Genomic DNA, 23,908 nt, shown 5'->3' with positions numbered 1-23,908 from the left:
ACCTTCAAACGAATGTGATTTTTTCCCATCGCCATTCGGAGGCTCCTTTCGAAAGTGAAAAAATTTATCTTTCTTCTCTATCTTTCCATCATTTTAACGTGTCACCGAACAACTTTTCCCTATTATTTTACAGCAGTTTGCCAAGAAACACGAAAACAGGACACCCAATATTGTCGGAATTTTGACTTGCCCTATTTATGCTGTTGGTTTTATCCGATTTCTGTTGAAGAACCACTTCTTTTGAGAGCTTTTGTCAGGCAGCAGGAATATGCTGGGGTCTGCGCTGAATTGGTATGTAAAGAGAATTCATCTGCACTTACAACCATATTTTGAAAGGATGAGTATTAGTTATGAATGGAAGCCAATTTTTGAAAGCATACACGATTAAGGAAGTTTCAAGAAAGATCAATGTGCCCGCTGGAACGATCAGACAGTGGGAGAAGGATTTGAAAGGACTTTTAATCATCCCTCGAACGAACCAGGGAGCCAGATTTTACACAGAAACTGAAATGAGCCTTTTATTAAAAATTAAAGAAATGCGCGGAAAAAACTTAAGCAAGAATATGATCGCCGATTTGCTTAAAAAGCATTTAACAGAAACTTCACAGGATTTTAAGGAAAAGTCACATGAAGGTTTCGAAACGGAAGAAACCTCCCTAACCGTTTCAAGTGAAATGACAGAGCCTCCAGAGACCACTGCAGTTGCCGAACAAATCAACCTTCACGGATTTATTGAAGCGATGGAAGCGTATAAGGAAACCTTGATAAATGAAGTGAAGTCCGAAATTAAAGCGACGATTCGTAAGGAATTGATCCCAGAAGTAAGACAGGAAATTTCGTCAGGTTCGTTGCAAACGGTTAAAAAATTATCTACCTCGATCCTCAGGTCCAGAGAAAAGACAAAAGCTGAACTTCAAGGGCTGTCTGAAAAGGTTTCGAAACATAGTTCTGAAACGCTCGAACTCTTGTCGGAGGACATTGCGAATGCTTCAAAGGGCACTTCCGAACAGATTTCTTCCCTTGAGCTTCGTATTTCCGATTCTTCAGAAGCAGCTTCTGAAGAATTCAAAACTCTTGTTCACTATATCTCTAATGCTAGTGAGGTCACGAATCATGAAATAACGAGCCTGATTGATACTCTTAATACAGACAGAAAATATTATATTGAAACGATTAATGATGAACGTGAATTATATCTGCAGGAGGTTAAACAACGAGAGGCTGCCTTCCAGGACATGGTCGAGGGCTTTCGGCTAGTGGCAGCAAGCAAAGAAAAAAGCTGGTGGAAAATTTGGAAATAAGCGTAATCACTCTTTGTGAGATTCAATTTTTAAGGAGGAAATTTTATGAATTCGAGTGAAGCGGCACAGTTGCTCGGAGTATCGGCCAGTACAATTCAACGCTGGGTTAAACAGCTTGGTCTCCCGATGGAGAAAAATGAACGTGGCCATTATATTTTTAATACACATGATATTGGACTGTTAAGAGAAATTCAGGAACAAGTTAAAAACGGAGGCCTGCAGGAGCTTGCAGCAGCAGCTGAAAGGCCTGTCAGGAAAGGCGTGATTCAAGCTCAAAGCACAGACTTTGTGATGATGAAGAAAATTCAAATTCGGATGGAGGACATTGAGCGCAGCCTAAACGAAAAAGCAAATGATGTTGTTTCCTATCAGGTTCTTCAGCACCGACAGGAGATTGAAGAACTCCAAAAGCTAGTTGAAAGTCTATCAAGCCGGGTCCAGATCCTGGAAACAAAGCTAGCTGACAAACAACCAAAGTCACCCGCAATAAATGAAGAACCAATCATACTAGACCAACCGACCCCCCTCAAACGAACCAAAAAGAAAAACATCATCCATATGCTATTTAAATAAAAGGGTGCCTGTCACCCCATATTTTTAGGAAGATTCAAAGTCACAATTGTCCCTTCGCCTTCACTGCTATTAATTTCAATGGTTCCGTTATGGTTTTCGATGATTCGTTTGCAGACCATCAATCCCATGCCGGTTCCTTTTTCTTTTGTAGTATAAAATGGCTCAAACAACCGTTTCTTCCTTTCCCCTGTAATACCCGATCCGCTATCTGAAATCCCTATTAAATAGTTGTCCTTCCCTTCTAGCAAAGTTATCACAACATGGTTATTATTCTCACTTGATTCTATTGAATTTTGGATTAAATTGATAATTACCTGTTTTATTTGGTTTGGATCACACAAGGCAAGAAATGGAGGAGCAAAGTTAGTGGTAATCTGAGTGTTTTTTAGGGTGAATTGAGGCCCCATGAATTGAAGAACACTGGAAATTAAGTCATTTATATTTATTTCTTTCACTTCCATATTTTCCTTTGGCTTCGCAATAAACATAAACTCGTTCACGATCGTATTTATCCGATCCAATTCACTAAGCATGATAGTAAGGTATTCCTCAGTTTTTTGGTCGGTAGTCTTTTCCTTCAAAATTTTGGTGAAACCAGTAATAGAAGTTAATGGATTGCGGATTTCATGAGCAATCCCTGCTGCCAATTCCCCGACAAGAGCAAGCTTTTCAATATCCCGGACGCGTTGCTCATTCTTTTTTTCTTGTGTTATGTCGATTGCAGTTCCGCTAACTTCCACAACCTTCGAGTTAGCAAGTAGAGGGCTTAAGGAAACTAAATATAAAACATCTCCGCCACTTCCCTCATAATTAACGGTCTCGCCACTCCATGCGATTTCATAAAAAGTGCGTTTACGATCAGCTTCCCTTTGAGGTAGAAATTCGCACAAAGTTTTACCGATGACCATTTCGGGAGTCATAGACATTTTCGAAAGGAGATCTCCTTCAATAAAGGTATGGATAAAATCATCATTAACTTTTACATATTTAAAAACAAATCCATTCCGTCTTGGAATGAGTTGCTTATAATCAATCTGCCCGTTTGATTTTTCCATTTCAGTGCCCCTTTCGATAATTTAAAAATAATAATTCGATACCAATCAGGAAATCCCTCTTTTTTAAGGATTATCCCATTTTATGGATGGTGCCTGTCACCATGACCTGTTAAAATAGAAATAAACTTTTGGTTGGATGGAGTGCGGTTCATTGAATACTTTTACTGCTTCTTTGCTCCCTTACCCCAGGACGAAGGGAATTGCTCTTGTACTCACTGGGGCGATTTTATGGGGAGTTTCAGGTACGGTTGCTCAATATTTATTTCAAAAGCAGGGGTTTAGTGCCGAATGGCTGGTTGTAACACGTTTGCTAGTGTCTGGTGCTATCCTGCTGTTTTATTCACATGTATTTGCAAAGCAAAATATCTGGAAGGTCTGGGCAAGCAAACAAGATCGAATCAGCTTAGTTCTGTTTGGAATCTTTGGTATGCTGGCAGTTCAGTATACCTACTTTGCTGCCATTCAGCACGGGAATGCAGCAACCGCCACCGTTCTTCAATATCTGGCGCCAGCTATTATTGTTCTTTACCTATGTATTCGCTCCAAATCAATGCCAGCGAAATATCAGGTAACAGCTATTGTTCTTGCATTGCTAGGAACCTATCTACTGGTTACAGGCGGAACGATTCAGTCTTTGGCCATATCTGGACCAGCTATTTTTTGGGGGATCAGTTCAGCGTTTGCACTCGCTTATTATACTCTTCAGCCAGGCCGGCTTCTATCTAACTGGGGCTCTATTTTAACGGTCGGATGGGGAATGATGATTGGCGGGGTTGGGTTCAGCTTTATTAACCCGCCTTGGGAATTTGCCGGGAATTGGTCTGTTCCTTCTGTGTTAGCTGTCATCTTTGTGGTTATTTTCGGAACACTTATTGCCTTTTACTGTTACCTTGAAAGCTTGAAATATATCAGCCCTTCGGAAACTAGCCTGCTTGCAAGCGCAGAACCTTTATCAGCTGCCTTTTTAGCAGTAGCATGGCTTAATGTCCCATTTGGGCTTGCCGAATGGTTCGGCACACTATGCATTATCAGCACGATTTTTATCTTATCGCTAGTTAAAAGATAGATTCATAACAGCTTGTGATAGAAAGGAAGATTGCCATGAAACAGATTATTGCACTGGGTGGCGGAGGTTTTTCAATGGAACCGGAAAATCTGCTACTCGATTTATACATACTCGAACAATCCGGGAAGTCTGTTCCTAACATATGCTTTGTGCCAACAGCCAGTGGAGATTCAGAGAATTACATCGCTAAATTCTATAAAGCTTTTGAAAAATTAAAATGTACCCCTTCTCATTTATCGTTGTTTAGGCCTCCGACCAGGGATTTAGAATCTTTTATTTTGGAAAAGGATATTATTTATGTTGGCGGCGGCAGCACTAAAAATTTAATGGCTCTATGGAAAGAATGGAACGTAGACAAGTATATGAAAAAGGCATGGAATAAGGGGATTATGCTTGCGGGTGTCAGTGCCGGTTCCCTTTGCTGGTTTGAAGACGGCGTAACGGATTCCTATGGTAAAGACATGGATCCAATTAATGGCCTAGGCTTATTAAGAGGAAGCAATTGTCCTCATTATGATGGAGAAGTTAATAGGAGACCTGCATATCAAAAGTTTGTTGCGTCAAAACTAATTCAGGGCGGCATTGCCGCAGATGATGGTGTGGGTCTCCATTTTGTTGATGACTCCTTGAAGAATGTTGTCAGCTCACGTCCTAACGCAAAAGCTTATAAAGTGATGCCGACCGAAGATTTCTTTTATGAAGAAGAAATGGTAACAAAGTACTTGGGGTAAATAATAATTTTTACTGCAAAAAAGACAGGTGTTCCCCCCTGTCTTTTTTCATTGATCTTCTTATCGGCTCCCCCTATATTCCAGTAAGATTTAAATAAACAGGAAGGATACAAAGCATAATGATGGCATACTTGGCATTCCAGCGGATGGACAGGTCAATGATATTTACATTTAGCAGATTGGCTAAAAGATTATTTACTGCGGTTGCAGGAGACACCGTATTCGAGATACCCCAGCTTCCAAGCAAAAGGATCGCAAAATATTCTGGGCTAAAGCCTATTAATTCTGGCTTAATGCTAGTTACAAAAATAGTGATCACAACAATTGGATGGATGCCAATTACTGCTGTTACGACCACAATCAACGACAGAAAATAAGCTGCCCCAAGATGAAATGCTCCGAACGTATTTTGAATAAACTCGATCAGCGCGCTGCTCAGATCAGTATGTACAAACGCTCCGCTAAAAAAGCCAGCAATTAAAAATAGAACGATTTCTTTCTTCATCCTCGGTATTCCTACAAACAAATGCTGTTTGAGTTCGTACAAATACGCGGAACCTTTCCCTGAAACCAAGCACCAAACCAACGGGAAAAATAAAGACACTATACAGATCATTAGGACGATGCTAGACGAAGTTATAAATTCTAAAAATAATACAGCAGCCGTAATGACAAATAAGAAAATAAATAGCTCAGCTACTTTCTTTTTTGCCCAAACCAGGTCCGCTTCAGCTGTGCCTGAGCTTGATGCTTCTGTTTTGTCTGGCATGTTTGCCTTTATATGAACCTGATCCAGCCAAATACTCACCAGTATACTAATAATCGAAAGTCCGAATGAGTAAAAAACAATCGAGGACCATCTGATCGGTATCTGGCTCAATATTAGCGCCATTGCGGAAAAATATGGCGACCAAAATATAGAAGAAACGAACCCTCTATTAATCGCATTAGCAACTAACCGAGGTGCTTTTATATTAGAGGCAGCCGTTAATTGATGCACAATTGAAACAGACCCCATATTTAGAACGACTCCAAGCGTGTGAGTCAGCAGTTTTGTTCCTATGTAAAAAAAGTTGGGCTCATTCATTCTTTGGAACAATACAACCTTCAGCGCATCAACATAACCGCCAGTTCTCACTGGTATTCCAAGCAAAGGGACAAATATAATGATGGCCACAAGTGTAATATTAATCCGTAGAGAATCCATCCATTCCTGCGCCGGCACCCGATGATAGAGCATCAAAGCTATTGCGGTCGTCAGCAGGAATACGCTAATCACCAGCGTAGAGCCCCTTACCCCAGGCAAAACCCAGGCGATTACGGCAATAATGACGAGACTTACGATCCATTCGATTTGCGGCACTGGAAGAATTTTCATTAAAATAAAACTCACCGCAAGAAATCCGATAAAAATACCCTGTAATCTATCTGCGTTTTTGATTGAGAGTCGTGCTTCCCGATGTGCAGATAAAGATGTCTGTCCTTTCAAAACAAGCTCCTTTCCAGAAAATTCGCCTAATCAAAGCTTGATTTTCTGTTTAAATCCTATTTGAACCCAAACTTTTTCCTTTCCAGAAAGTCCTTAATGTGAGGTCTACTAGGCTGATTATAAACCTCAGTAACATAAGAGCTCCAAGTCTGGCTTCGTCTGGAAGAAGATCTTTTTTCATAATAGGTTTTCATTTGTTTGTTATAGTTGAGAATTATATCAGTCTGTTTAATGTTGTCATATGTTTCTTCATGAACAATCGCCTTGGAAGGAAGACGAGGCTTTTGTTAATTGAGATGCTCGGAGTCGGGATAACCTATGCACATTCCAAATACAGGGTAAACGTATTCGGGTATCTTTAACAACTGTGATACCTTTTCTGGCTGATTGCGAATTCCTCCTATAAATACCCCTCCCAGTCCAAGTAATTCAGACGCCAAGAGAACATTCTGACCGTAAATGCTTGCATCAACAGTTGCGACTATAAATGGTTCAACTGTATCAAGATGGTTAGGCTTTTCTTCCAGTTCGTGGCTTATCTTGATTCGATTTAAATCCGCGCAAAACACAAGAAATACTGGACATTCTTTAACATGTCTCTGGCTGCCGCATAATTCAGAAAGAGTTTTTTTAATTGGTCGTCCTTTACAAGGATAACAGAATAAGCTTGAAGGTGATTTGAAGTGGGAGCCCACTGGCTTGCTGTTAATGTTATTCAATACAACCTGGTTGATCTCCTTCTTTAAAAATTTTCGAACTTGATCTGTAGCTGCTTATTATAGTCATTCATTAATAGCACCTCTCCTTTTCTTACCATGAAATAAAAATGAAAGGAGAAAAAGCTAGACAAGCCTTTTTCTCCTTTCATGAGACTGAAGTGCCTTACTGGATAATACCAGCAGCTTTTAAAACCTCTTCGTTCAAGTCATAATCTTTTTGCATGATTTCAGCAAATTCATCAGGTCCAGCATAAGCTGGATTTACGCCAAGCTTTTCAAACGTTTCTACAACCTTTGGATCTTCGAGAGCCTTTTTAAAAGAATCATGCAGTACATCGATAATTTCCTGTGGTGTGCCTTGAGGAGCAATTAAACCTGTCCATACATCTGAAGCCACATCGACACCTTTTTCTGATAATAACGGCACATCTTCAAGACCTTCTGTTTTAAATGATCCTGTATTGACAAGAGCTCTCATATTGCCTGATTCAATATGCGGCATTGCTTCAGTAGTCTGAACAAGCGCTCCCTGAACGTGACCGCCTAGTAAAGCTGCTAAAGCAGGAGCACCGCCCTCAAAAGGAACATGCTTCAATTCCACTCCGGTTTGAGTTGAAAAGGCCTCCATTGAAATATGCTGTGTTAATCCAGCACCTGATGTTCCATAGGAAAACTCACCAGGGTTGCTTTCGGCATACTCATACCATTCTTCGTATGTTTGCCAAGGAGCGTCATTTTGAACGACCAAAACATTTGGCGTGGCCACAACCTGCATAATTGGCTCAATAGTTTCAGGAGTATAAGCAGTATTATCGGTATGCGGCTTAATTGTCATAGGCCCTACTGTTGTCATTCCGATTTTATATCCGTCAGGTTTAGCATTGAACACCTCAGTTGTACCGATTACACCAGCACCGCCTTCCTTATTGACAACATTCGCATTATAGCCATTTGGAAGGTACTCTGAGATAACCGAAGATAGTGCCCGTGATGCTGTATCAGTAGTACCTCCAGGAGCATAAGGTACGATGATGTCAATATCTCTTTCTGGATAGTCTGCAGAACTCGCAGAAGACCCACTTTCCTCGGCACCATTTGAGCACCCCGCAGCAAGCATGGCTGCAAATCCGATAATCGCAAGTTTCTTCATTACTAATTTTTTCATTTTTTTTTCCTCCTTTTATATAGGTAAAATTGCTGCTATCTTGTAGTAATATCCTCATTTGCTTTGGCATTGTCTTTAAACCTGCCTACCAATGACTTTATTAACGGATAGATAAAACTTAGTAGCGCTATTCCTAAAAAGATAGCTGTTATTGGCCTTGTAGCAAATATAGACAAGTCTCCACTTGATCCAATCAGGGATCTTCTGAGATTCGCTTCAATAATAGGTCCCAGTATGATTCCTAAAATCAGCGGGGGGAGAGGATATTTGAACTTTTCGAGCAAAAATCCGATAACCCCAAAAACAAGCGCTATCCATACATCAAACAGATTATTAGAGAGAGAATAACTTCCAATAAAACAAAGCGTTACGACGATCGGAAGCAAAATATTTTTGGGAACATCGACGATTTTCCCGACAAACCGGATAGCAAAAAGTCCGATTAAAAGCATAAAAATGTTGGCGATGATTAAAGTGCTGAATAAACTGTAAACCAAGGTCTCATTATTTTGGAACAATAAAGGTCCTGGAGTTATCCCTTGTATTAACAAGCCTCCTAAAATAACGGCGGTAACGACATCTCCTGGGATACCGAGTGTTAGAAGCGGAATTAACGCTCCGCCTGTAACAGCATTGTTCGAAGTTTCAGTTGAGATCACGCCCTCCGGAATGCCTGTTCCATACTCTTTGCGCCGTGCTGGTTTAGCAAAGCGCTTTGACTCGTTATAGCTTAAAAACGTTGCAATTGATGTTCCCGTTCCTGGGATGATCCCAACAAACGTTCCAATCAGAGCAGACCGTATATATTCCTTCCAATAAGAGAGATTCTCTTTTAAAGAAACAGACTGCTTTTGAAATTTTATTTTAAGCTGATTATTCTTCGTTACCTTCTGTTCGACTTCCTTAATGACCTGTGAGACAGCAAAAAGTCCGATTAAGGCAGGAATAAATGCAACTCCGCTTGACAGGTTGATGCTTCCGAATGTAAATCTGGTCACTCCGCCAATTGGATCCATGCCAACTGTTGCAATTAACAGACCGAGTGCCGCTACCATTAAGCCTTTTACAACGTTTTTTCCAGAAACGGTTCCAACTATGCTTAAGCCAAATACCGCCAAGGCAAAATATTCGGGTGGTCCAAATCTTAAACCGAACTCGGCCAGCTGAGGTGCAATCAATATTAAGATGACACAGCTGATAATACCGCCAACAAATGAGCCAATTGTAGCAAAATTAAGGGCTCGCCCGGCTTGTCCCTTTTCTGCCATCGGATAGCCATCTAAAAGAGTAGCAGCCGCAGATGGCGTACCAGGCGTGCGGATCAATATCGCTGTTATGGCTCCACCATACATACCGCCTATATAAATACCGAGCAGCATACTGATTGCTGGAACCTGTGGCAGTGTAAAGGTATACGGTATCAGCAAAGCTATCCCCATTGTTGCTGTCAATCCTGGAATGGCACTAAAAACGACTCCAAGGAATACTCCGATAAATACCAGCATTAGAGTTTGCAGGTCTAAAACCTGTGCGAGTACTTGCTCCACGAAAAAACCTCCTTTCGTTTAAATGTGTACGTTCAGCACAATCTCAAAGAGCAAGTAGATAGCGCCCACGGATAAGACTGTAACGGAAAATAACATCTTGTAGCTTTTTACTCCGAGCAGAACCATCAATGAAAAAATCAACAGGAAGGTTCCAATCTTGTAATCTATAAAATATAGACTAAAAACATAAGCGGCCATTATTCCCGTCATAATAAGAAATCTCCCAAAACGGAATTCAGATTCACTGCTATCATCTTGTTTTTTTGAAAAAAACAAGATAAGAAGCTGCAGTATATTAAAAGCGATAATGGCATATAAGATCAGCTTCGGAAAAAAACCTGGACCAAGCTCCTGTGTTGCATTAGTAGCAGGCAGCTGATTCACCATATAAAGCATAAAGAAGGAAAAAATGAGCAGGATTACATTAACAAACCCCTCTTTTTTCAAATGAGGTCACCTCCAAATTCGTCTAGCAGGAAAAGCTGGCAGATCAGTCCATACAAAATGGCTGTTCTCTCGGCAATAGATTCAGTCCTTAAGAATTCAAGAGGAGAGTGAGCGCCTCCGCCATATGGCCCGAGACCATCCAAAACAGGGCAGCCTGTTTCAGCGGCATAGTTTCCATCACTTCCGCCACCGACCATTTTTTCGAGATATTTTATACCGAGTTTACTAGCCTCAGTTTTTGCTAGCTGAAACAGTTTTCCCGTCTGCTCTGTTTTTACAAGCGGAGGGCGGTATACAGAACCTGAAACAACTAGCTTTGCTCTGGAGTTACGAACAGACAGACTGTTAAACGCGGCTTCAATTCTCTCGACCTCGCTTGTTTCTAATACTCTTACATCAATCTCAGCTCGAGCAGAATCTGGGACCACATTAAACAAATTTCCGCCCCTTATTTCGCCAGTATTAATGGTTGTCCCTTTTCGTGGATCTGCAAAGGCCATTATTTGAGTTATCTGATAGGCCAATTCCTCAATGGCGTTAGCACCATCCTCTGGATTTAATCCTGCATGGGCTGATACTCCAGTTACCTCAATAGTATACTTTCCGCCACCTTTTCTCGCTGTTTTTACAGCCCCACTATCCGTTGCTGGCTCCAATACCAGAACTGCCTTACTAAGTGCTGCTTCCTTTCGGACAACCGCTTTACCTGTTGGGCTGCCAACCTCTTCATCTGAAGTTAAAAGCCAAACAATTTGATGATTTTTAAGATCAGTATTCTGTAAAAGGTCGAATAGGTGATAAACCATCACATAACTTGCCTTTATATCAATAACGCCCGGACCTTTCACTAAGCCTTTTTCTTTACTGAACGGCATTGTTTCAATTGTGCCCTTTGGATAAACTGTATCCAGATGGCTGATGAGCAGAATTTGATTCTCCCCATCGCCTAATTGAAAGCGAAGGTGGTTTCCAAAGGCCTCTTCCTTATGAACATTAGTCTTTATCGGGAATTCAGAAAACTTCCTGATTAAATGAAGTCCTAGCTTGTCCACACCCGATTTATCATAGGAGAAAGATTCAAGCTCAACAAATTCCTGCAATAAACGGAGGGATTCATGCTCTTTATCTCTTAATCTGTTGAATATGGTTTCCATTAGGATGATCTCCCTGCATTTCGTAATTATAAAACCGAAAAAGCTGGCTTCCTTTGTTCTAAAACGTCAATGACATTCTGTGCCGTCAGCACTCCAACTTCCCGCAAGGCCTCCTCGGTATATCCAGCCATATGCGGAGTTGCAATAAAGTTTGAGAGCTGCAGAAGCGGTGAATCTAGCAGAGGCTCCTTTTCAAAGACATCCATGGCTGCACCTTTTATCTCTTTTGAAGCCAGTGCCTGATAAAGTGCCTGTTCATCTATAATCCCTCCGCGGGCAGCATTGACTAGAAAAGCATTCTTTTTCATCATGGTTAATTCATCCTGCCCAATAAGAGCTTTCGTTTCGTCGTTGAGGTCTGTATGGACCGTAATAAAATCCGCTTCTTCCAGCAGCTCTTGGAAAGCTACGTATCTGCCAAAACCTTGCTTCTCAATCTGGTCATCAGGGTAAAGGTCGAAGCAGAGTACGTTCATGTTAAATCCCTGTGCTCTTTTAATCACTTCCTTGCCAATTCTGCCCGTTCCTATGACACCAAGTGTTTTATTGTAAACTTCATTTCCGACAAGCCGGGGCCACTCTTTACTTTTTATACTTTCAAATGCTGCTGGTATTTGGCGGGCGATGGAGAAAAATAGACCAAACACCAAGTCAGCGACGGCGTGCCGATTTGCACCAGGTGCATTAGCAACAACAATGTTTCTCCTGGCTGCCTCTTTCAGGTCGATATTATCAACGCCAGCACCATGCTTCGCAATAACCTTTAATTTTTCAGCATGCTTGAGAACAGCAGGGCTAATTTTCTCGACACCGACGATTAATGCGTCAGCATCTCTTAGTGCCTCGGAAAATTTCTCCTCATTTGAGGATACTTCACTATGTAATAGCTCGAGATTGTATCCCTTAGATTCCAGCATTTTAACCGGATCCTCCGAATACAAACCGAATGTGGGGGATGACGATACCACTTTAAACAACTTCAAAACCTCCCCTTTATAAAAATTTGAAAACCAATTTAGCTTTTGCTTTTCTCTCTGCAGTCTAGCTTTTTATCATAACCAACAGTTAAATAGTAAAAATTGTTATGAATGTTTCTGCGTAATAATTGGCTATCCCATAAACCGTCCGCCATTGACATCAAGGACCGCACCAGTCATATAGCGAGAATCATCAGATGCCAGGAAGACGGCTGTCTTTGCAATATCATCTTTTTCGCCAAGTGCCTTTAAAGGTATTTCTGAAAAAGTCTGCTTTCTTTGTTCCTCAGAATTTTCTTCATAAAAGACATGATGCATGCGTTCCCCGCTAATGATCAATCCAGGGGCAATCACATTGACATTAATTCCGTATTCCCCAACTTCCTTTGCAAGTCTTCTTGTAAAGGATATGACTCCTCCTTTGGCAGCGGCATATGCTACGCCAGTAATCAGGCTCGCTGTTCGTCCGCCAATGGAAGACATATTGATGATCTTTCCGCCTCCATGATCCTTCGTATGCTGAACAAAGGCTTGGGAAGTTAAAAATGTGCCTTTTAAATTAACAGCCAGAACTTTATCCCAATGCTCCTCTTCAATCTCTTCAAGGGCGCGCGGCGTGTGCAAGCTTCCACCCGCATTGTTAACTAAGATGTTGATTTTTCCAAAACGCTCGATAATTTGCCCAAACATTCTGTTGACATCCTCTTTATTGGAAACGTCACCTAATACATAATCAGCTTCAAAGTCTTTTTGAAGTTCTTCTGCCGACTTTTTGACAAGCTCCTCATTAACATCGTTAAGGACGACCTTGGCACCTTCTTTAGCTAAGCTTATTGCGATTTCAAGGCCTAATCCCCCAGCAGAGCCAGTGATTAGAGCTACTTTGTTATCCAGCTTCCCCATTTCTGTCGCCTCCTCTTTATTAAAATTTTAGAGGGCCAGGTGATTATGTAATTCAACCCTCTTCAATCCTTCTTACTTCCTGACCCATTTTATTTCTCCGTTTCGATCAGACTTGGACGTAAACCGTCCCATTTTCTTCAGTCACATCAAAAGTTTTGACTTTTACTTTCTCAGGATTAAACAATGAGCAGCCTGTTTTAATATCAAATTCCCAGTTATGCCAAGGACATTTTAAAACCTCACCGACTTTTTCCAGATTGTATTCTCCCGGCTCTGATGCCGTGCAGGTACCGTCGAGCGAACCATCCGAAAGAGCTGGGCCTTTATGCGGACAAACGTTACGGAGAGCGTATACCTCGCCGCTTTGCGAACGGATCACAACAATCGATTTCTTATCGATGGTAAAGGCTTTCATTTGGCCCTCTTTTAATTCTTCCGCTTTGCAAACGGTATGCTTCATATAAATTTCCTCCTCCCCCTGATGATGAGATCGTGTTATAGATTATATAAATCCCGTGCGTTTTCATATAAAATTTTATGCTTCAGATCATCCGAAATTTTTGGCGGAAGCGTTCGTTTCGGAGCGTCAAAGTCCCAATGCGGATAGTCAGTTGAAAACATCAGCATTTTATCCGTTCCCATCATATCAATGATATCAAGGAAGTGTTTTGCTGAAATATCATGCCACGGCTGGGTGCTGACTCGCAGGTTATCCCTGAAATAATCACTTGGCATCCGCTTAACCCATGGTGTTTCCTGTCTCAGCCCTTTATAAGCTGCATCCATTCGGTTCATCAAGAACGGAATCCATTCAAAACCGCCTTCAATTAAAGCAACCTTTATATTTGGATATTTATCAAATACACCGTTAGTGATCATCGAGATTACTTGGGTCATATAGGCTTGAGGGTGCGCTGCACGCCAAGCCACATAATACCGGAGGAAATCTCCGCCCTGAACGGTAATGTCAGCAGAAAGATGCATGCCAATCGCTAGTCCGTGCCGATCGGCAGCTTCGAAAATCGGATGGTAATATGGATCTCCCCAGGCAAAATTTCCAATGGACATCATGACCTGAACCATTTGTGGATGCGAACCAACGCGCTCAATTTCACGGACAGCTGCCGCTGGCTCGGCCGGAATGGTAATGCTTCCTAATAACCGTTTGTCTTTTTCTAGCCATTGCTCAATTGTGTAGTCATTATAGGCGGCTGCTCGTGCGGCGGCGAATTCAAACCAGCCAGTTGCCACAGTCGCTTCATGAAACCATCCGCCTAGCACGGCATGGGTAATCTCATGTTCATCTAATAATTGTTTTTTCAAAATTTCAAAGTCTGATCCAGGGGGGCGTTTATTTTCCCCATACGTATCTGCCCTGTATTTAGTAGCGCTGCGGACTTGATGAAATGGTGTCGTTTTAATCGGTTTCCAGCCATATTCCGTAATATAGCGCTTCCAATGGTCTGATAAATAAGGAACAAGATCCTGGACAGAGGCGATATCATGGTGAACATCGGTATCGATCACTTTAAACTCAGTCTTCTTGGAATTTTCCTGTTTTTGTTTAGACAGCTCTGTTTCTCGAGTACTCATCGTTTCCCCTCCTGCATTTATTCTTCCAACATTTAAAGTTATGCTTTAAGCTCAGCTATGTTTAACTGCTTTGACAGTTCATTTAATTTCCTAAAAGTCTGTTCTTCGATTGAGATCCCCGTTTCTTTGTTGCGTTTTTCTTTCAAAAACTCAATTTCGCCTGGCAAATAAATTTGCTCTGTTCCCGCTGCTTTTTTCGAGTCTTTAATATAAGAAACAAGCTGTTTTACACTACTGTAATAGAGTTCCAAAGGAATTAGCTGCTTAATATCGATGGTTAGCATAAAATGCGAGATGGATTGTTTTTGTTTAACATCGTACATAGACGGGATCATTTTTGAAAAATGGCCTCCGGACAGTACTCCGGTTAAAATTTCAGCCATCAAAGCGAGCCCAAACCCTTTCGGCCCGCCCACAGGAGATAAGAAACCGCCGTTTAGCACATCATCGGGGTTTGTGGTCGAAACTCCTTCAGAATCAACACCCCATCCTTTTGGTATCGGCTGGTTTTTTTCTTTTGCAAACAAAACTTTTCCTAGCGCAGTATTGCTGAGAGCCATATCCAAAACAATTGGATCTCCCTCCCCGGACGGTGCAGCGATTGAGATCGGGTTATTGCCTATGACTTTTTCAGCTCCGCCAATTGCAGGCATTAATGGCGAAACATTTGAAATAACAATTCCGATCTTATCTTGCTTTGCTGCCATTAAAGAGTAATAGGCTGTAATACCGAAATGATTGCTGTTTTTAACAGCCACTAATCCGATTCCGGATTGCTCTGCCATTTCAATCGATTTTTCCATTGCCTTATGTGCGACTACCTGGCCGGCCCCATAGTTTCCATCAATTAAAGCAAGAGCAGGATTCTCTTTTTCTATTGATATATCAGCTTTATTGGAAATCAACCCTTTTTGAATGCGCTCAGCATAAATCGGAAGACGCAGGAATCCATGGCTATGTATTTCTCTTAAATCAGCTTCCAGCAGGACTTCTGTAATTATCTCCGCTTCTTCCTTTGGGACATCAAGTGCCAGGAAGCATTCATTTGAAAAGCGGCGCATTTCCTCGAGGTTAATATACATGTAATCTCATCCTTCCTTTTAGGCTTTTAAATTAGCATTTGTTGCCTGATCAGCGGATATTTGCGTACCATCGACAACGCTGTTTCTTAAAATGCCGATTCCTTCAACCTCTAATTCAACTTGATCACCAGGCTTAAGCGGGCCTACTCCGGAAGGAGTTCCAGTAATAATGATATCTCCTGGGTTTAGTGTCATTACCTCGGTTACCTTTTCAATCACAGTTTCAACATCATGAATCAAATCATCAGTATTGGAATGCTGCTTTATTTCTCCGTTAACAGTCAATTTAATTTCAAGTTTGTTAGGGTTTAGACTAGTTTCAATAACTGGGCCTAATGGCTTGAACGTTGCATAGGACTTGGCTCTTGTAAATTGGCCATCCTTCTTTTGAAGATTGCGGTCTGAAACATCATTACAAGTTGTGTAGCCAAAAACATAGTCCAAGGCATTTTCTTTTTTGACATCTTTAGCTTGCTTGCCAATAACAACAGCCAGCTCGGCTTCGTAGTCGATCCGGTTATCAAGGTTTGGCAATGAGATCGCCTCGCCGTCTCCAACTACTGCAGTTGGGGATACCATGAACATCATTGGTTCTTCCGGAATTGGCTTGCCACTTTCCTCTGCGTGTAAGGCATAATTCAAGCCGATTGCAATGATTTGGCCTGGCTCTACCGGTGGCAGAAGCTTCACTTCAGAAAGACTGAATGTGTCACCCGTTGGTTTTGCTTGGTCCTTTAAAAAGTCACCTTTTAATTGAGAAATTTGTTCTCCCTCTAATAGTCCGAAAAAAGTTTGGTTGTTTTTTTCAAAGCGTACATATTTCAATGATATTTCCTCCTTTAGTAAATTTTAGTTGCTTTGACTGGAGATAAGATAATTAAGCTTATCGTAAAATTTTCGTTGGGTTAGCCTAAGGATTTCTCTTCCAGCACGTGTTTTATGCTTAATCATATAATTTTCGGCGAGCATGCTGTCTCTATTTAACAGAGCTTCGTAAATTTCTTCGTGTTCTTCAATTGATGCTTGAATATGGCCATCATTATTTTTAAAAACGGATGGATATCGTTTCGTGTTGCTCCAAAGTTCATCAATCGTACTGATAAGGAGCTGGTTATTGCAGGCAGAGTAAATCTTATTATGAAATTCGATATTCAATGTTTCATAGAGAGCGTACTCTTTTTCCTCATAAGCTTTAATACTCTTATCCAAGATGACTCTCAATTCTGCTAAATGCTGTTCAGTTAACGCTTCAACAGCGAGCCTTGTTGAAAGCCCTTCCAATTCTACCCGAAGTTCGAAGATTTCCTGGATATCCTTTGAGGACAATGTACTGACGACAGCTCCAACATGGGGCTTGAATTGGATAAGTTTATCACTTTCTAACTGACTGATTGCTTCTCTGACAGGAATTTCACTGCTTTCAAATCGTATGGCCAGCCGGCTGATCACAAGCTTTTCACCAAATTTGTACTGACCGTTTAGTATTTCATCTTTAAGAGTTTGGTAGATCATTTCCTTTTTTGTACGGTACTTCTGCAGCTTACCCGCCTCCTCTCGTTATCTTTTAAAAATCATATATGATATATGATATAGAATATATGACCATTTATTTTTTGTCAAACAAGAATATTGTGAAAATTGAAAGCGTTTAAATAAGCTCCTAAAAAAAGAACAGCCATCTGCGGCTGTTCTTTTTCTAATTTACTTACCAATAAACATTTGTGTCCAGTAGTTGCCATCAGCGACATGACCTACTCCAATATGAGTATAAGCACCGTTCATGATATTTTTACGATGTCCTTCGCTGTTCATCCAGGCTGTTACAACTTCTTCTGGTGAACGCTGACCCATAGCAATATTTTCTCCGGCAGTACGGTAACTGATGCCGAATTGCTTCATCATATCAAACGGTGACCCGTATGTTGGGCTTGTATGGCTGAAGTAGTTCTTATTTTTCATATCCAGTGATTTCGCTTTAGCCACTTTGCTAAGCTCCGTATCTAGCTTTAATGCAGACAGACCTTGTTTAGAACGTTCCTGGTTCGTTAACTCCACCACTTTTTGTTCAAATGCGCTCACTTGGGAAGCAACAGGTGCTGCCTCAGCTGGTTTTTCTTGAACAGGAGCTGGCTGCTGCTGAACAGGCGCTGCAGGCTGTTCAGGTTGTGTTTGCTGAGGTTGTTGAACAGGATCAGCGGGCTGCTGAACGGGTTGTTGCACCGGTGCAGATTCCGTCTGTTTATTTAGATTATTCCAATTGAAGGTGTACCCTTTGAAATATTTTTGCAGGAAACTATTAAGTTGTTCAAAGTTTGCATTAGAAGACTGATAAAAATAAACTTTCTTTTCTGGTTGGTAGTTGCTTGCTGCATCTGCCTCGTTAGCTCCAGGAGATGCGACAAGAAGTGCTGCTGTTGCTGCAATTGATAATATAAATTTCTTTTTCATTCTCATTTTCCTCCCTAGGATCGGTTTTTGTTTGTCTCTTGCTCTATTATGATAGCATGCTATTTTTGTAATATTTCAGGAAGGATTTAGCATAATAACAGTATAGTAAAAAAGTTACAGAAATTTTGTATCCTTTTTTAAAACTAGAATAGAAAACTCTATATAGCAGTAAGAAGTAAATCCAATCCATCTAATTTGCCTTTTTTTCGCAGGAAAGGACAAGATTTGAAAATGAACCGGTTATCACCTAAAAAATCAAGGTTGACAGCTTGCTAAATAGCTTTGATTTTTTACATAGGTTACGTGTATGTAACAATTAATATAGAAAGAAGACAGAAAAACTCTAAAAACGGTGAGCAGTGCTTATCCCCTAAATCATGCTAATTAGGTTGTATTTCCTTCTTTTTTACTGTAAATTATTAGAAAAGTGTGATTATTTTGTTTCTATGGAAAAGGAGTGCTGGAATGGAACAAAGTTTACGAAAAAAGATGTGGGCCTATTCTGTGATCGGTATGCTGACTACAATAGTAGTTTTGGCTTTTGCGAGGCTGTCTTATGGTGTTGTACTGCCTTTTATGAGGGAAGGTTTGGACATTAGCTACAAGCAGGCGGGTTATCTAGGCACCACCTCTTCACTTGGTTACTTATGTACCGTCATGTTTGCAGGGATCCTTTCTGCAAAATGGGGAGGCAAAAAGACAATCTTACTGGGGATATCAGTGGTGACAATGGGTCTGGCCGGGTTGTCGGTTACCCCATCATACCCGCTGACTTTTATGTTTATGCTCTTGCTAGGTGTCGGGACTGCGTTCACATACACTCCATTAATTTCTCTTCTGGTCGGCTGGTTTCCGAGTCATCGGGGATTTGTAATTGGAATTACAACAAGTGGTGTTGGAATCGGGCTTTTATTGAGCGGAATGATCGTCCCATATTTTGCAAGCCTTTCCACAGGTATTGGCTGGAGATTCTCGTGGGGATTATTTGCTGCTGTCAGTCTCGCTGTTACGCTGGTGACGTTCTTTTTTATAAAAGATCCTCCCTCAGACCCTGCTGCTGCAAATATGCGTCAAAAGGCTTCCACATATGAAGTATATCGCAATCCCAAGGTTATCCTTATTGGTGTTATCTATGGAATTGTGGGTATTACCTACATTGTTCAAGCCATTTTTGTCATGAGTTTTATGATTGATTCGGGCCTTGAGACGAAAGTGGCTGGGCGCTTAATGGCTGCAAACGGGATTTTGTCTATTTTCAGCGGTCCGATATGGGGATTAATTTCGGATCGGATTGGACGGAGAACAGCTTTAATTTTTACGATCGGGCTTACCGCCTTTTCAATGATCATACCCGTTTTCTTGCCGACCCTGCTTGGGTTTACTCTTCATATTGTCTTGCTCAGCTGCACAGTAACTGGATTGTTTACACTAGTCCAGGCTTCAAGCATGGATAATGTGAAGCCAAGTGAGATGCCAATCGCTTTTGGTTATGCTACTTTTTATTTTGCATTGGGACAATTTATTGGACCAGCGATTGCCGGCTGGCTAATTGAAGATTTCGGCGGATTTAAAAGTGCGTTTATTTTCTCTTCACTCTGTCTTGCTGTTGGTTTATTATTTGCATTGAAAATAAAGAAACCTGCCGAACAGCAAACTTCACTCGCACAGGCAGAGGCTTGACCAAAATTGAGTAAAAAGCTTGTTTAGTTAATATTCTGGTCTCGGTTTTCGAGCATGAAAGTGTGAGGTCGGATCAGCAAGTTATCGTGTCCTAAATTGGAATAATTCTCGTCTTGGAATATATCAGGTTTTTTTGGAATATATTCGTTTTTTTTGGAATATATAAAGATATTTTGGAATATATTCGGTTTTTTTGGAATATCCCAAAACTATGATGGGAAAATTGTCTATTGTGGGCTGAATGAGGATGAAATTTTGATATAGACTCGTAAAAATCAGGAAGGAATGGGTCCCTACTAAGATAAAACACCTATAAATCTGCACCCTATTGAACAAAAGTCAACAAAACTACTGGGAAATTATATATTACTTCTCAGTCTCCCTCTCCAACAAAAAAGACCGGACATTATCGTAATTGCCCGGTCTGTTACTATTTCTCTGAAATCTTATTCCTCTGTCACCTTAACAAGCTGTTTGCCAAGATTATCTCCTCTAAACAGTCCCAAGAAAGCCTCAATGGTATTTTCAAAGCCTTCTACAACGTTTTCACGGTATTGGATTTTTCCATCTCTGACCCACTCGGATAGCTGCTTTAAGCCTTCCTTATTGTGCTCTGCATAATCTGAAACAATGAAGCCCTTCATGAGTGAACTGGTCTTAAGCAATTGGCCGGCGACTCTAGGTCCCATTTCAGGTTTCTCAAGGTTGTATTGGGAAATTTGTCCGCAGATAATAATTCTTGCCTGGAAGTTGATCTGGTTCATTACGGCATCACTAACAGATCCTCCTACATTGTCAAAGTAAATATCAACTCCGCTAGGACAAGCCTCCCGAAGCGTCTTTCCTAAGTGTTCCGCTGTTTTGTAATTGATGGCAGAATCGAACCCTAGCTCATTCGTTAAAAAAGAACATTTTTCATCTGTGCCTGCGATACCTACTACACGACAGCCCTTCAATTTGGCGATTTGGCCAACAATCATACCCACAGCGCCGGATGCGCCTGAAACTACAACTGTTTCGCCTTTCTTAGGTTCCCCTATGTATAGAAGTCCAAAATAAGCGGTTAATCCTGGCATGCCAAGCACATGCAGTGCTGTAGTTACAGGCGCCAAGTCAGGGTTAACACGGCGAATGTTGCTGCCATCTGAAACATTGTAATCCGCCCATTCGAGACGTCCATCGACAAATTGACCAGATTCATATTTTGGATTCTTTGAATCAACTACTTTCCCAACGATACCTCCGATAAAGGGTTCGCCTACTTCATAGGGCTGAGCGTAGGATTTGGCATCTGACATTCTTCCGCGCATATAAGGATCAACCGACAAGTAAACGGATTGAATTAATACCTCTCCCTCTTTTAATTCAGGAATTTGTTCTTCAATCATTTTAAAATGACTAGCATCGGGAGTTCCTGTGGGCCTGCTGGCCAAGAGGATCTTCCTGTTAAGATTGTTTCGCATCCAACCACTCCATTCTGTTATTTTCTAAAAACTCAGCTACTGTACACCTTATTACACTCTTCTCTATGCTTATGCTAATTCCCTGCTTAAACCACTTACTATTACAATTCGTCACAAATAAAAAAACGCCCCGATTTAATTTTTGGGGGCGTCTCCTAGCTTAAAAGGCGTAGCCTTCTTCTTTTTCTTCAGTATGGGTGTGTTTTCCGTCTTTTACAAAAATAAATACTACAAACGACAACAAGGCGAAAATTCCCATGAATCCAAGCAAAATTCCCATGTTGGTAACTGCTGCGGTCATATTATTTAAGGTGATGACGGATTTAAATCCAGAAATTGAATACGTAAACGGCAAGTACTCACTCAAATTCCGCAAATTGTCTGGCAGCATTTCAATTGGCAGGTTTGATCCTGTAGTTGATAACTGGATGATTACAAAAGCTAACGCAATCAATCGCCCGATATTCCCACCAAATGCAGCTAAAAATAGAACGATTGCCGAGAATGAAAGACTGGCAACTACCGCCATTAACAAGAAGCCTAGTAAGCTATCAACCTGTAAATCAAGTAAAACAAGCACCACAAACGAAAGCAGCGCAGCTTGAAGCAATGCTAAACCTGAAAGATTGATAAACTTAACAGTAAACCATTTGACTGCAGATATTTCGGCAGGTCTTCTAAAATTGATAAACATCGACATGATTAAAATTCCAACAAACAATCCTAAAGTTATAACATACGGTGCTGTTGAATCACGATAATACTGATATTCATTAAGAGTATCGCTTTTTAGCTCTACTGGAGCCGAAAACATCTCGATGTTCTTTTGGCCTAAATTAAGGCCGCTTGTTTTCGCAGCACCTTCTTTTAGCCCTGTGGCTAACTGCTGGGTACCGTCATTCACTTTTCCTGCACCATCATTTAGTTTTGTGGCACCATCTGCTAAAGTTACCCAGCCTTGGTTAACTTGGGAGGTTCCGTCATTGACCTGTGCCATACCATTGTCAATTTTGCCAGCTCCATCAGTGAGCTGCTTCCATCCTTGGTTTACTGCCTGGTTTCCTTGATTGATCTGTGAGGCACCGTTATCTAGCCGGGTGACACCATCTGTTAAATCTCCCCAGCCTTTATTAACAGTTGCATTTCCATCAGCAATCTGTTTTGCTCCGTCTTGAAGCTTAGCAGCCCCTGCATCTACCTTTTTCTGGCCTTCAACAAGTTGCTTGAGCCCTTCATTTAAAGATACAGAGCCCGGCTGAGCTTTGGCGAGCCCATCAGATACCTTTTTTGCTCCATCTCTAAGGGAATTTGCTCCTGCTAATAAAGCTTCTGATCCTTCAACTATTTTTTGGAAGTTCGGATCGACTTTTGTTGTTAAATTAAAATTCTGATATTGTTTAATTCCTTCTTCTAATGCTTTAGCGCCAGCAGCCAATTTCGCAGCTCCATCTGTAACCTGTTTACTGCCCGGTGCCAACTGTCCGAGGCCATCACGCAATTGTTTGCTGCCTGGTTCGGCTTTCTGTAATCCAGCTAAAATTTGTCCGGTTCCATCTTTTAGATCCACAGTTCCGGCGTAAAGTTCTTTAGAACCATTCGCTAGCTTATTAATATCTCCTGAACTGCTTTTTAATTTACTTAACAATAAGGATGTACCATCTTTTAACTCTTTTGTCCCGTTAGCAAGTTTTGTTATATCACTCTGCTTTGAAGCGAGAGAGTTGTATAACTGTCCTGTCCCTGCCTTAAGTTGATTCGCGCCATCAGCAAGGCGGGCAATGTCCTTCGTTTTACCTGATACAGATTCATACAATTCACTAGTTCCATCATGTAACTGGACAGTTCCATCGGCAAGCTGGGAAGAACCGTCTGATGCAGCAGCAAATCCCTCGGATATATCTCCAAGACTTGAGAACACCTTTGTTACATATGTCTGCGTAATTGTATCAGCAAGTTTTTCTCTTATTTTTTCAGTTGCTGTTCTGGTTACTTGTGCAGCCAGGAAATTCAAACCCTCATTTTGAATATACTCTAATTCAAGCTTTTGAGGGTTTGGGTCCATTACCGTTGTGACACGTTCGGAAAATCCCTCGGGTATAACAATAGCCATATAATACTTGTCATCCTGAAGCCCTTTCATCGCATGCGTGGAATCAACAAACTCCCAACCTAGGTCCTCGCCTTCCCTTAGGTTATTGACCAGTTCTTCTCCAACATTTACCGGACTTCCGTCTGACATAGCCCCTCGGTCATTGTTTACGACCGCCACCGGAAGGTTGTTCAAGTGATCATACGGTCCCCATGTCGCAGAAAGTAATATTCCCCCGTAGACGACAGGAACAAGAAGTGCTGCGACCACAGACGCGAGGACCCCTTTGCTTGCGGCGAGCTTTGCAAATTCAGAAGAAAGCACGCTAAAAAAACCCATCTAGACACCCCCACATTTTTTAAAATAGTTTTTCTCAAAAATGAATACGGTTACAAGACCTTATGGAAAATTTCTATACCTAAAGAA

At 41.2% G+C, this 23,908-nt stretch carries 22 protein-coding genes; 5 read left to right on the top strand and 17 right to left on the bottom strand.

Translation table 11 applies throughout. The features are described 5' to 3' along the window. Positions 1–350: 350 nt before the first annotated feature. Both HRJ06_RS09535 and HRJ06_RS09530 read left to right on the top strand, forming a co-directional pair. A complete protein-coding gene (locus HRJ06_RS09535; RefSeq protein ID WP_174732409.1) occupies positions 351–1,301 on the top strand; it encodes a MerR family transcriptional regulator in 951 nt (316 codons plus the stop codon). 45 nt (positions 1,302–1,346) lie between these two features. Beyond that, the gene (locus tag HRJ06_RS09530; protein ID WP_174732408.1) at positions 1,347–1,874 is read left to right on the top strand and encodes a MerR family transcriptional regulator; all 528 of its coding nucleotides are present in this window, start codon (positions 1,347–1,349) and stop codon (positions 1,872–1,874) included. A gap of 11 nt (positions 1,875–1,885) precedes the next feature. Here HRJ06_RS09530 and HRJ06_RS09525 read toward each other — a convergent pair whose 3' ends face one another. Continuing rightward, positions 1,886–2,929, bottom strand: coding sequence for an ATP-binding protein (locus HRJ06_RS09525; protein ID WP_174732406.1), 1,044 nt, complete (start codon positions 2,927–2,929; stop codon positions 1,886–1,888). A gap of 151 nt (positions 2,930–3,080) precedes the next feature. Between HRJ06_RS09525 and HRJ06_RS09520 the strand changes: the two genes are divergently transcribed. Both HRJ06_RS09520 and HRJ06_RS09515 read left to right on the top strand, forming a co-directional pair. Beyond that, the gene (locus tag HRJ06_RS09520; RefSeq protein ID WP_422392724.1) at positions 3,081–3,995 is read left to right on the top strand and encodes a DMT family transporter; all 915 of its coding nucleotides are present in this window, start codon (positions 3,081–3,083) and stop codon (positions 3,993–3,995) included. Positions 3,996–4,030: 35 nt separating this feature from the next. After that, complete coding sequence (locus HRJ06_RS09515) at positions 4,031–4,726, top strand: Type 1 glutamine amidotransferase-like domain-containing protein (protein WP_174732402.1); 696 nt, start codon at positions 4,031–4,033, stop codon at positions 4,724–4,726. A gap of 73 nt (positions 4,727–4,799) precedes the next feature. Here the strand turns inward: HRJ06_RS09515 and HRJ06_RS09510 are convergent, their stop codons facing one another. The 14 genes from HRJ06_RS09510 to HRJ06_RS09445 all read right to left on the bottom strand — a co-directional run bounded on the left by HRJ06_RS09510 (position 4,800) and on the right by HRJ06_RS09445 (position 18,250). Then, positions 4,800–6,215, bottom strand: a complete 1,416-nt coding sequence (locus HRJ06_RS09510; RefSeq protein WP_174732400.1) for a hypothetical protein — start codon at positions 6,213–6,215, stop codon at positions 4,800–4,802. Positions 6,216–6,502: 287 nt separating this feature from the next. Next, positions 6,503–6,934 carry a nitroreductase family protein gene (locus tag HRJ06_RS09505; protein WP_174732398.1) on the bottom strand — a complete coding sequence of 144 codons (432 nt, stop codon included), beginning with the start codon at positions 6,932–6,934 and terminating at the stop codon, positions 6,503–6,505. 163 nt (positions 6,935–7,097) lie between these two features. Beyond that, entirely contained in the window at positions 7,098–8,099 is a 1,002-nt protein-coding gene (locus tag HRJ06_RS09500; protein ID WP_174732396.1) for a Bug family tripartite tricarboxylate transporter substrate binding protein, read from the bottom strand. A gap of 35 nt (positions 8,100–8,134) precedes the next feature. Continuing rightward, positions 8,135–9,646, bottom strand: a complete 1,512-nt coding sequence (locus HRJ06_RS09495) for a tripartite tricarboxylate transporter permease (RefSeq protein ID WP_338421070.1) — start codon at positions 9,644–9,646, stop codon at positions 8,135–8,137. Positions 9,647–9,664: 18 nt separating this feature from the next. Further along, positions 9,665–10,093: a tripartite tricarboxylate transporter TctB family protein gene (locus HRJ06_RS09490; RefSeq protein WP_174732394.1), complete on the bottom strand. Its 429-nt coding sequence runs from the start codon at positions 10,091–10,093 to the stop codon at positions 9,665–9,667. Continuing rightward, positions 10,090–11,247, bottom strand: a complete 1,158-nt coding sequence (locus HRJ06_RS09485) for a M20 family metallopeptidase (protein WP_174732391.1) — start codon at positions 11,245–11,247, stop codon at positions 10,090–10,092. The genes HRJ06_RS09490 and HRJ06_RS09485 overlap by 4 nt, the downstream gene beginning before the upstream one ends. 26 nt (positions 11,248–11,273) lie before the next feature. Then, positions 11,274–12,215 (bottom strand): phosphoglycerate dehydrogenase, encoded by a 942-nt coding sequence (locus HRJ06_RS09480; RefSeq protein WP_338421073.1) that lies wholly within the window; start codon positions 12,213–12,215, stop codon positions 11,274–11,276. A gap of 141 nt (positions 12,216–12,356) precedes the next feature. Next, positions 12,357–13,127, bottom strand: coding sequence for an SDR family NAD(P)-dependent oxidoreductase (locus HRJ06_RS09475; RefSeq protein WP_174732389.1), 771 nt, complete (start codon positions 13,125–13,127; stop codon positions 12,357–12,359). A 106-nt stretch (positions 13,128–13,233) separates the two neighbouring features. Further along, positions 13,234–13,587, bottom strand: a complete 354-nt coding sequence (locus HRJ06_RS09470) for a Rieske (2Fe-2S) protein (RefSeq protein WP_174732387.1) — start codon at positions 13,585–13,587, stop codon at positions 13,234–13,236. Between the two features lie 35 nt (positions 13,588–13,622). Further along, a complete protein-coding gene (locus HRJ06_RS09465) occupies positions 13,623–14,720 on the bottom strand; it encodes an amidohydrolase family protein (RefSeq protein WP_174732386.1) in 1,098 nt (365 codons plus the stop codon). Between the two features lie 38 nt (positions 14,721–14,758). Next, a complete protein-coding gene (locus HRJ06_RS09460; protein ID WP_174732383.1) occupies positions 14,759–15,802 on the bottom strand; it encodes an Ldh family oxidoreductase in 1,044 nt (347 codons plus the stop codon). 18 nt (positions 15,803–15,820) lie between these two features. Next, on the bottom strand, positions 15,821–16,627 hold the full coding sequence (locus tag HRJ06_RS09455) for a fumarylacetoacetate hydrolase family protein (protein ID WP_174732381.1): 807 nt from the start codon (positions 16,625–16,627) through the stop codon (positions 15,821–15,823). A 24-nt stretch (positions 16,628–16,651) separates the two neighbouring features. Beyond that, complete coding sequence (locus HRJ06_RS09450; protein WP_174732379.1) at positions 16,652–17,314, bottom strand: GntR family transcriptional regulator; 663 nt, start codon at positions 17,312–17,314, stop codon at positions 16,652–16,654. 189 nt (positions 17,315–17,503) lie between these two features. Continuing rightward, positions 17,504–18,250 carry a CAP domain-containing protein gene (locus tag HRJ06_RS09445; RefSeq protein ID WP_174732377.1) on the bottom strand — a complete coding sequence of 249 codons (747 nt, stop codon included), beginning with the start codon at positions 18,248–18,250 and terminating at the stop codon, positions 17,504–17,506. A gap of 465 nt (positions 18,251–18,715) precedes the next feature. On the opposite strand from HRJ06_RS09445, the gene HRJ06_RS09440 reads away from it, so the two are divergent. Beyond that, a complete protein-coding gene (locus tag HRJ06_RS09440) occupies positions 18,716–19,930 on the top strand; it encodes an MFS transporter (RefSeq protein WP_174732375.1) in 1,215 nt (404 codons plus the stop codon). A 446-nt stretch (positions 19,931–20,376) separates the two neighbouring features. Here the strand turns inward: HRJ06_RS09440 and HRJ06_RS09435 are convergent, their stop codons facing one another. Beyond that, positions 20,377–21,393 carry an NADP-dependent oxidoreductase gene (locus HRJ06_RS09435; protein WP_174732374.1) on the bottom strand — a complete coding sequence of 339 codons (1,017 nt, stop codon included), beginning with the start codon at positions 21,391–21,393 and terminating at the stop codon, positions 20,377–20,379. 160 nt (positions 21,394–21,553) lie between these two features. Continuing rightward, entirely contained in the window at positions 21,554–23,821 is a 2,268-nt protein-coding gene (locus HRJ06_RS09430; protein ID WP_174732372.1) for a YhgE/Pip family protein, read from the bottom strand. Positions 23,822–23,908 lie beyond the last annotated feature (87 nt).

The sequence above is a fragment of the Mesobacillus harenae genome (assembly GCF_013343715.1).
Taxonomy (GTDB): Bacteria; Bacillota; Bacilli; order Bacillales; family Cytobacillaceae; genus Mesobacillus_A; species Mesobacillus_A harenae.
Note: the sequence above shows the minus strand (reverse complement) of the source record. Positions and strands in the feature narration are given on the sequence as shown.

Coding starts and splice junctions, on each gene's coding strand:
- HRJ06_RS09535 (WP_174732409.1), top strand. CDS start 351: ATGAATGGAAGCCAATTTTTGAAAGCATACACGATTAAGGAAGTTTCA.
- HRJ06_RS09450 (WP_174732379.1), bottom strand. CDS start 17,314: ATGATCTACCAAACTCTTAAAGATGAAATACTAAACGGTCAGTACAAA.
- HRJ06_RS09530 (WP_174732408.1), top strand. CDS start 1,347: ATGAATTCGAGTGAAGCGGCACAGTTGCTCGGAGTATCGGCCAGTACA.
- HRJ06_RS09470 (WP_174732387.1), bottom strand. CDS start 13,587: ATGAAGCATACCGTTTGCAAAGCGGAAGAATTAAAAGAGGGCCAAATG.
- HRJ06_RS09445 (WP_174732377.1), bottom strand. CDS start 18,250: ATGAAAAAGAAATTTATATTATCAATTGCAGCAACAGCAGCACTTCTT.
- HRJ06_RS09435 (WP_174732374.1), bottom strand. CDS start 21,393: ATGCGAAACAATCTTAACAGGAAGATCCTCTTGGCCAGCAGGCCCACA.
- HRJ06_RS09440 (WP_174732375.1), top strand. CDS start 18,716: ATGGAACAAAGTTTACGAAAAAAGATGTGGGCCTATTCTGTGATCGGT.
- HRJ06_RS09465 (WP_174732386.1), bottom strand. CDS start 14,720: ATGAGTACTCGAGAAACAGAGCTGTCTAAACAAAAACAGGAAAATTCC.
- HRJ06_RS09515 (WP_174732402.1), top strand. CDS start 4,031: ATGAAACAGATTATTGCACTGGGTGGCGGAGGTTTTTCAATGGAACCG.
- HRJ06_RS09525 (WP_174732406.1), bottom strand. CDS start 2,929: ATGGAAAAATCAAACGGGCAGATTGATTATAAGCAACTCATTCCAAGA.
- HRJ06_RS09430 (WP_174732372.1), bottom strand. CDS start 23,821: ATGGGTTTTTTTAGCGTGCTTTCTTCTGAATTTGCAAAGCTCGCCGCA.
- HRJ06_RS09475 (WP_174732389.1), bottom strand. CDS start 13,127: ATGGGGAAGCTGGATAACAAAGTAGCTCTAATCACTGGCTCTGCTGGG.
- HRJ06_RS09485 (WP_174732391.1), bottom strand. CDS start 11,247: ATGGAAACCATATTCAACAGATTAAGAGATAAAGAGCATGAATCCCTC.
- HRJ06_RS09460 (WP_174732383.1), bottom strand. CDS start 15,802: ATGTATATTAACCTCGAGGAAATGCGCCGCTTTTCAAATGAATGCTTC.
- HRJ06_RS09500 (WP_174732396.1), bottom strand. CDS start 8,099: ATGAAAAAATTAGTAATGAAGAAACTTGCGATTATCGGATTTGCAGCC.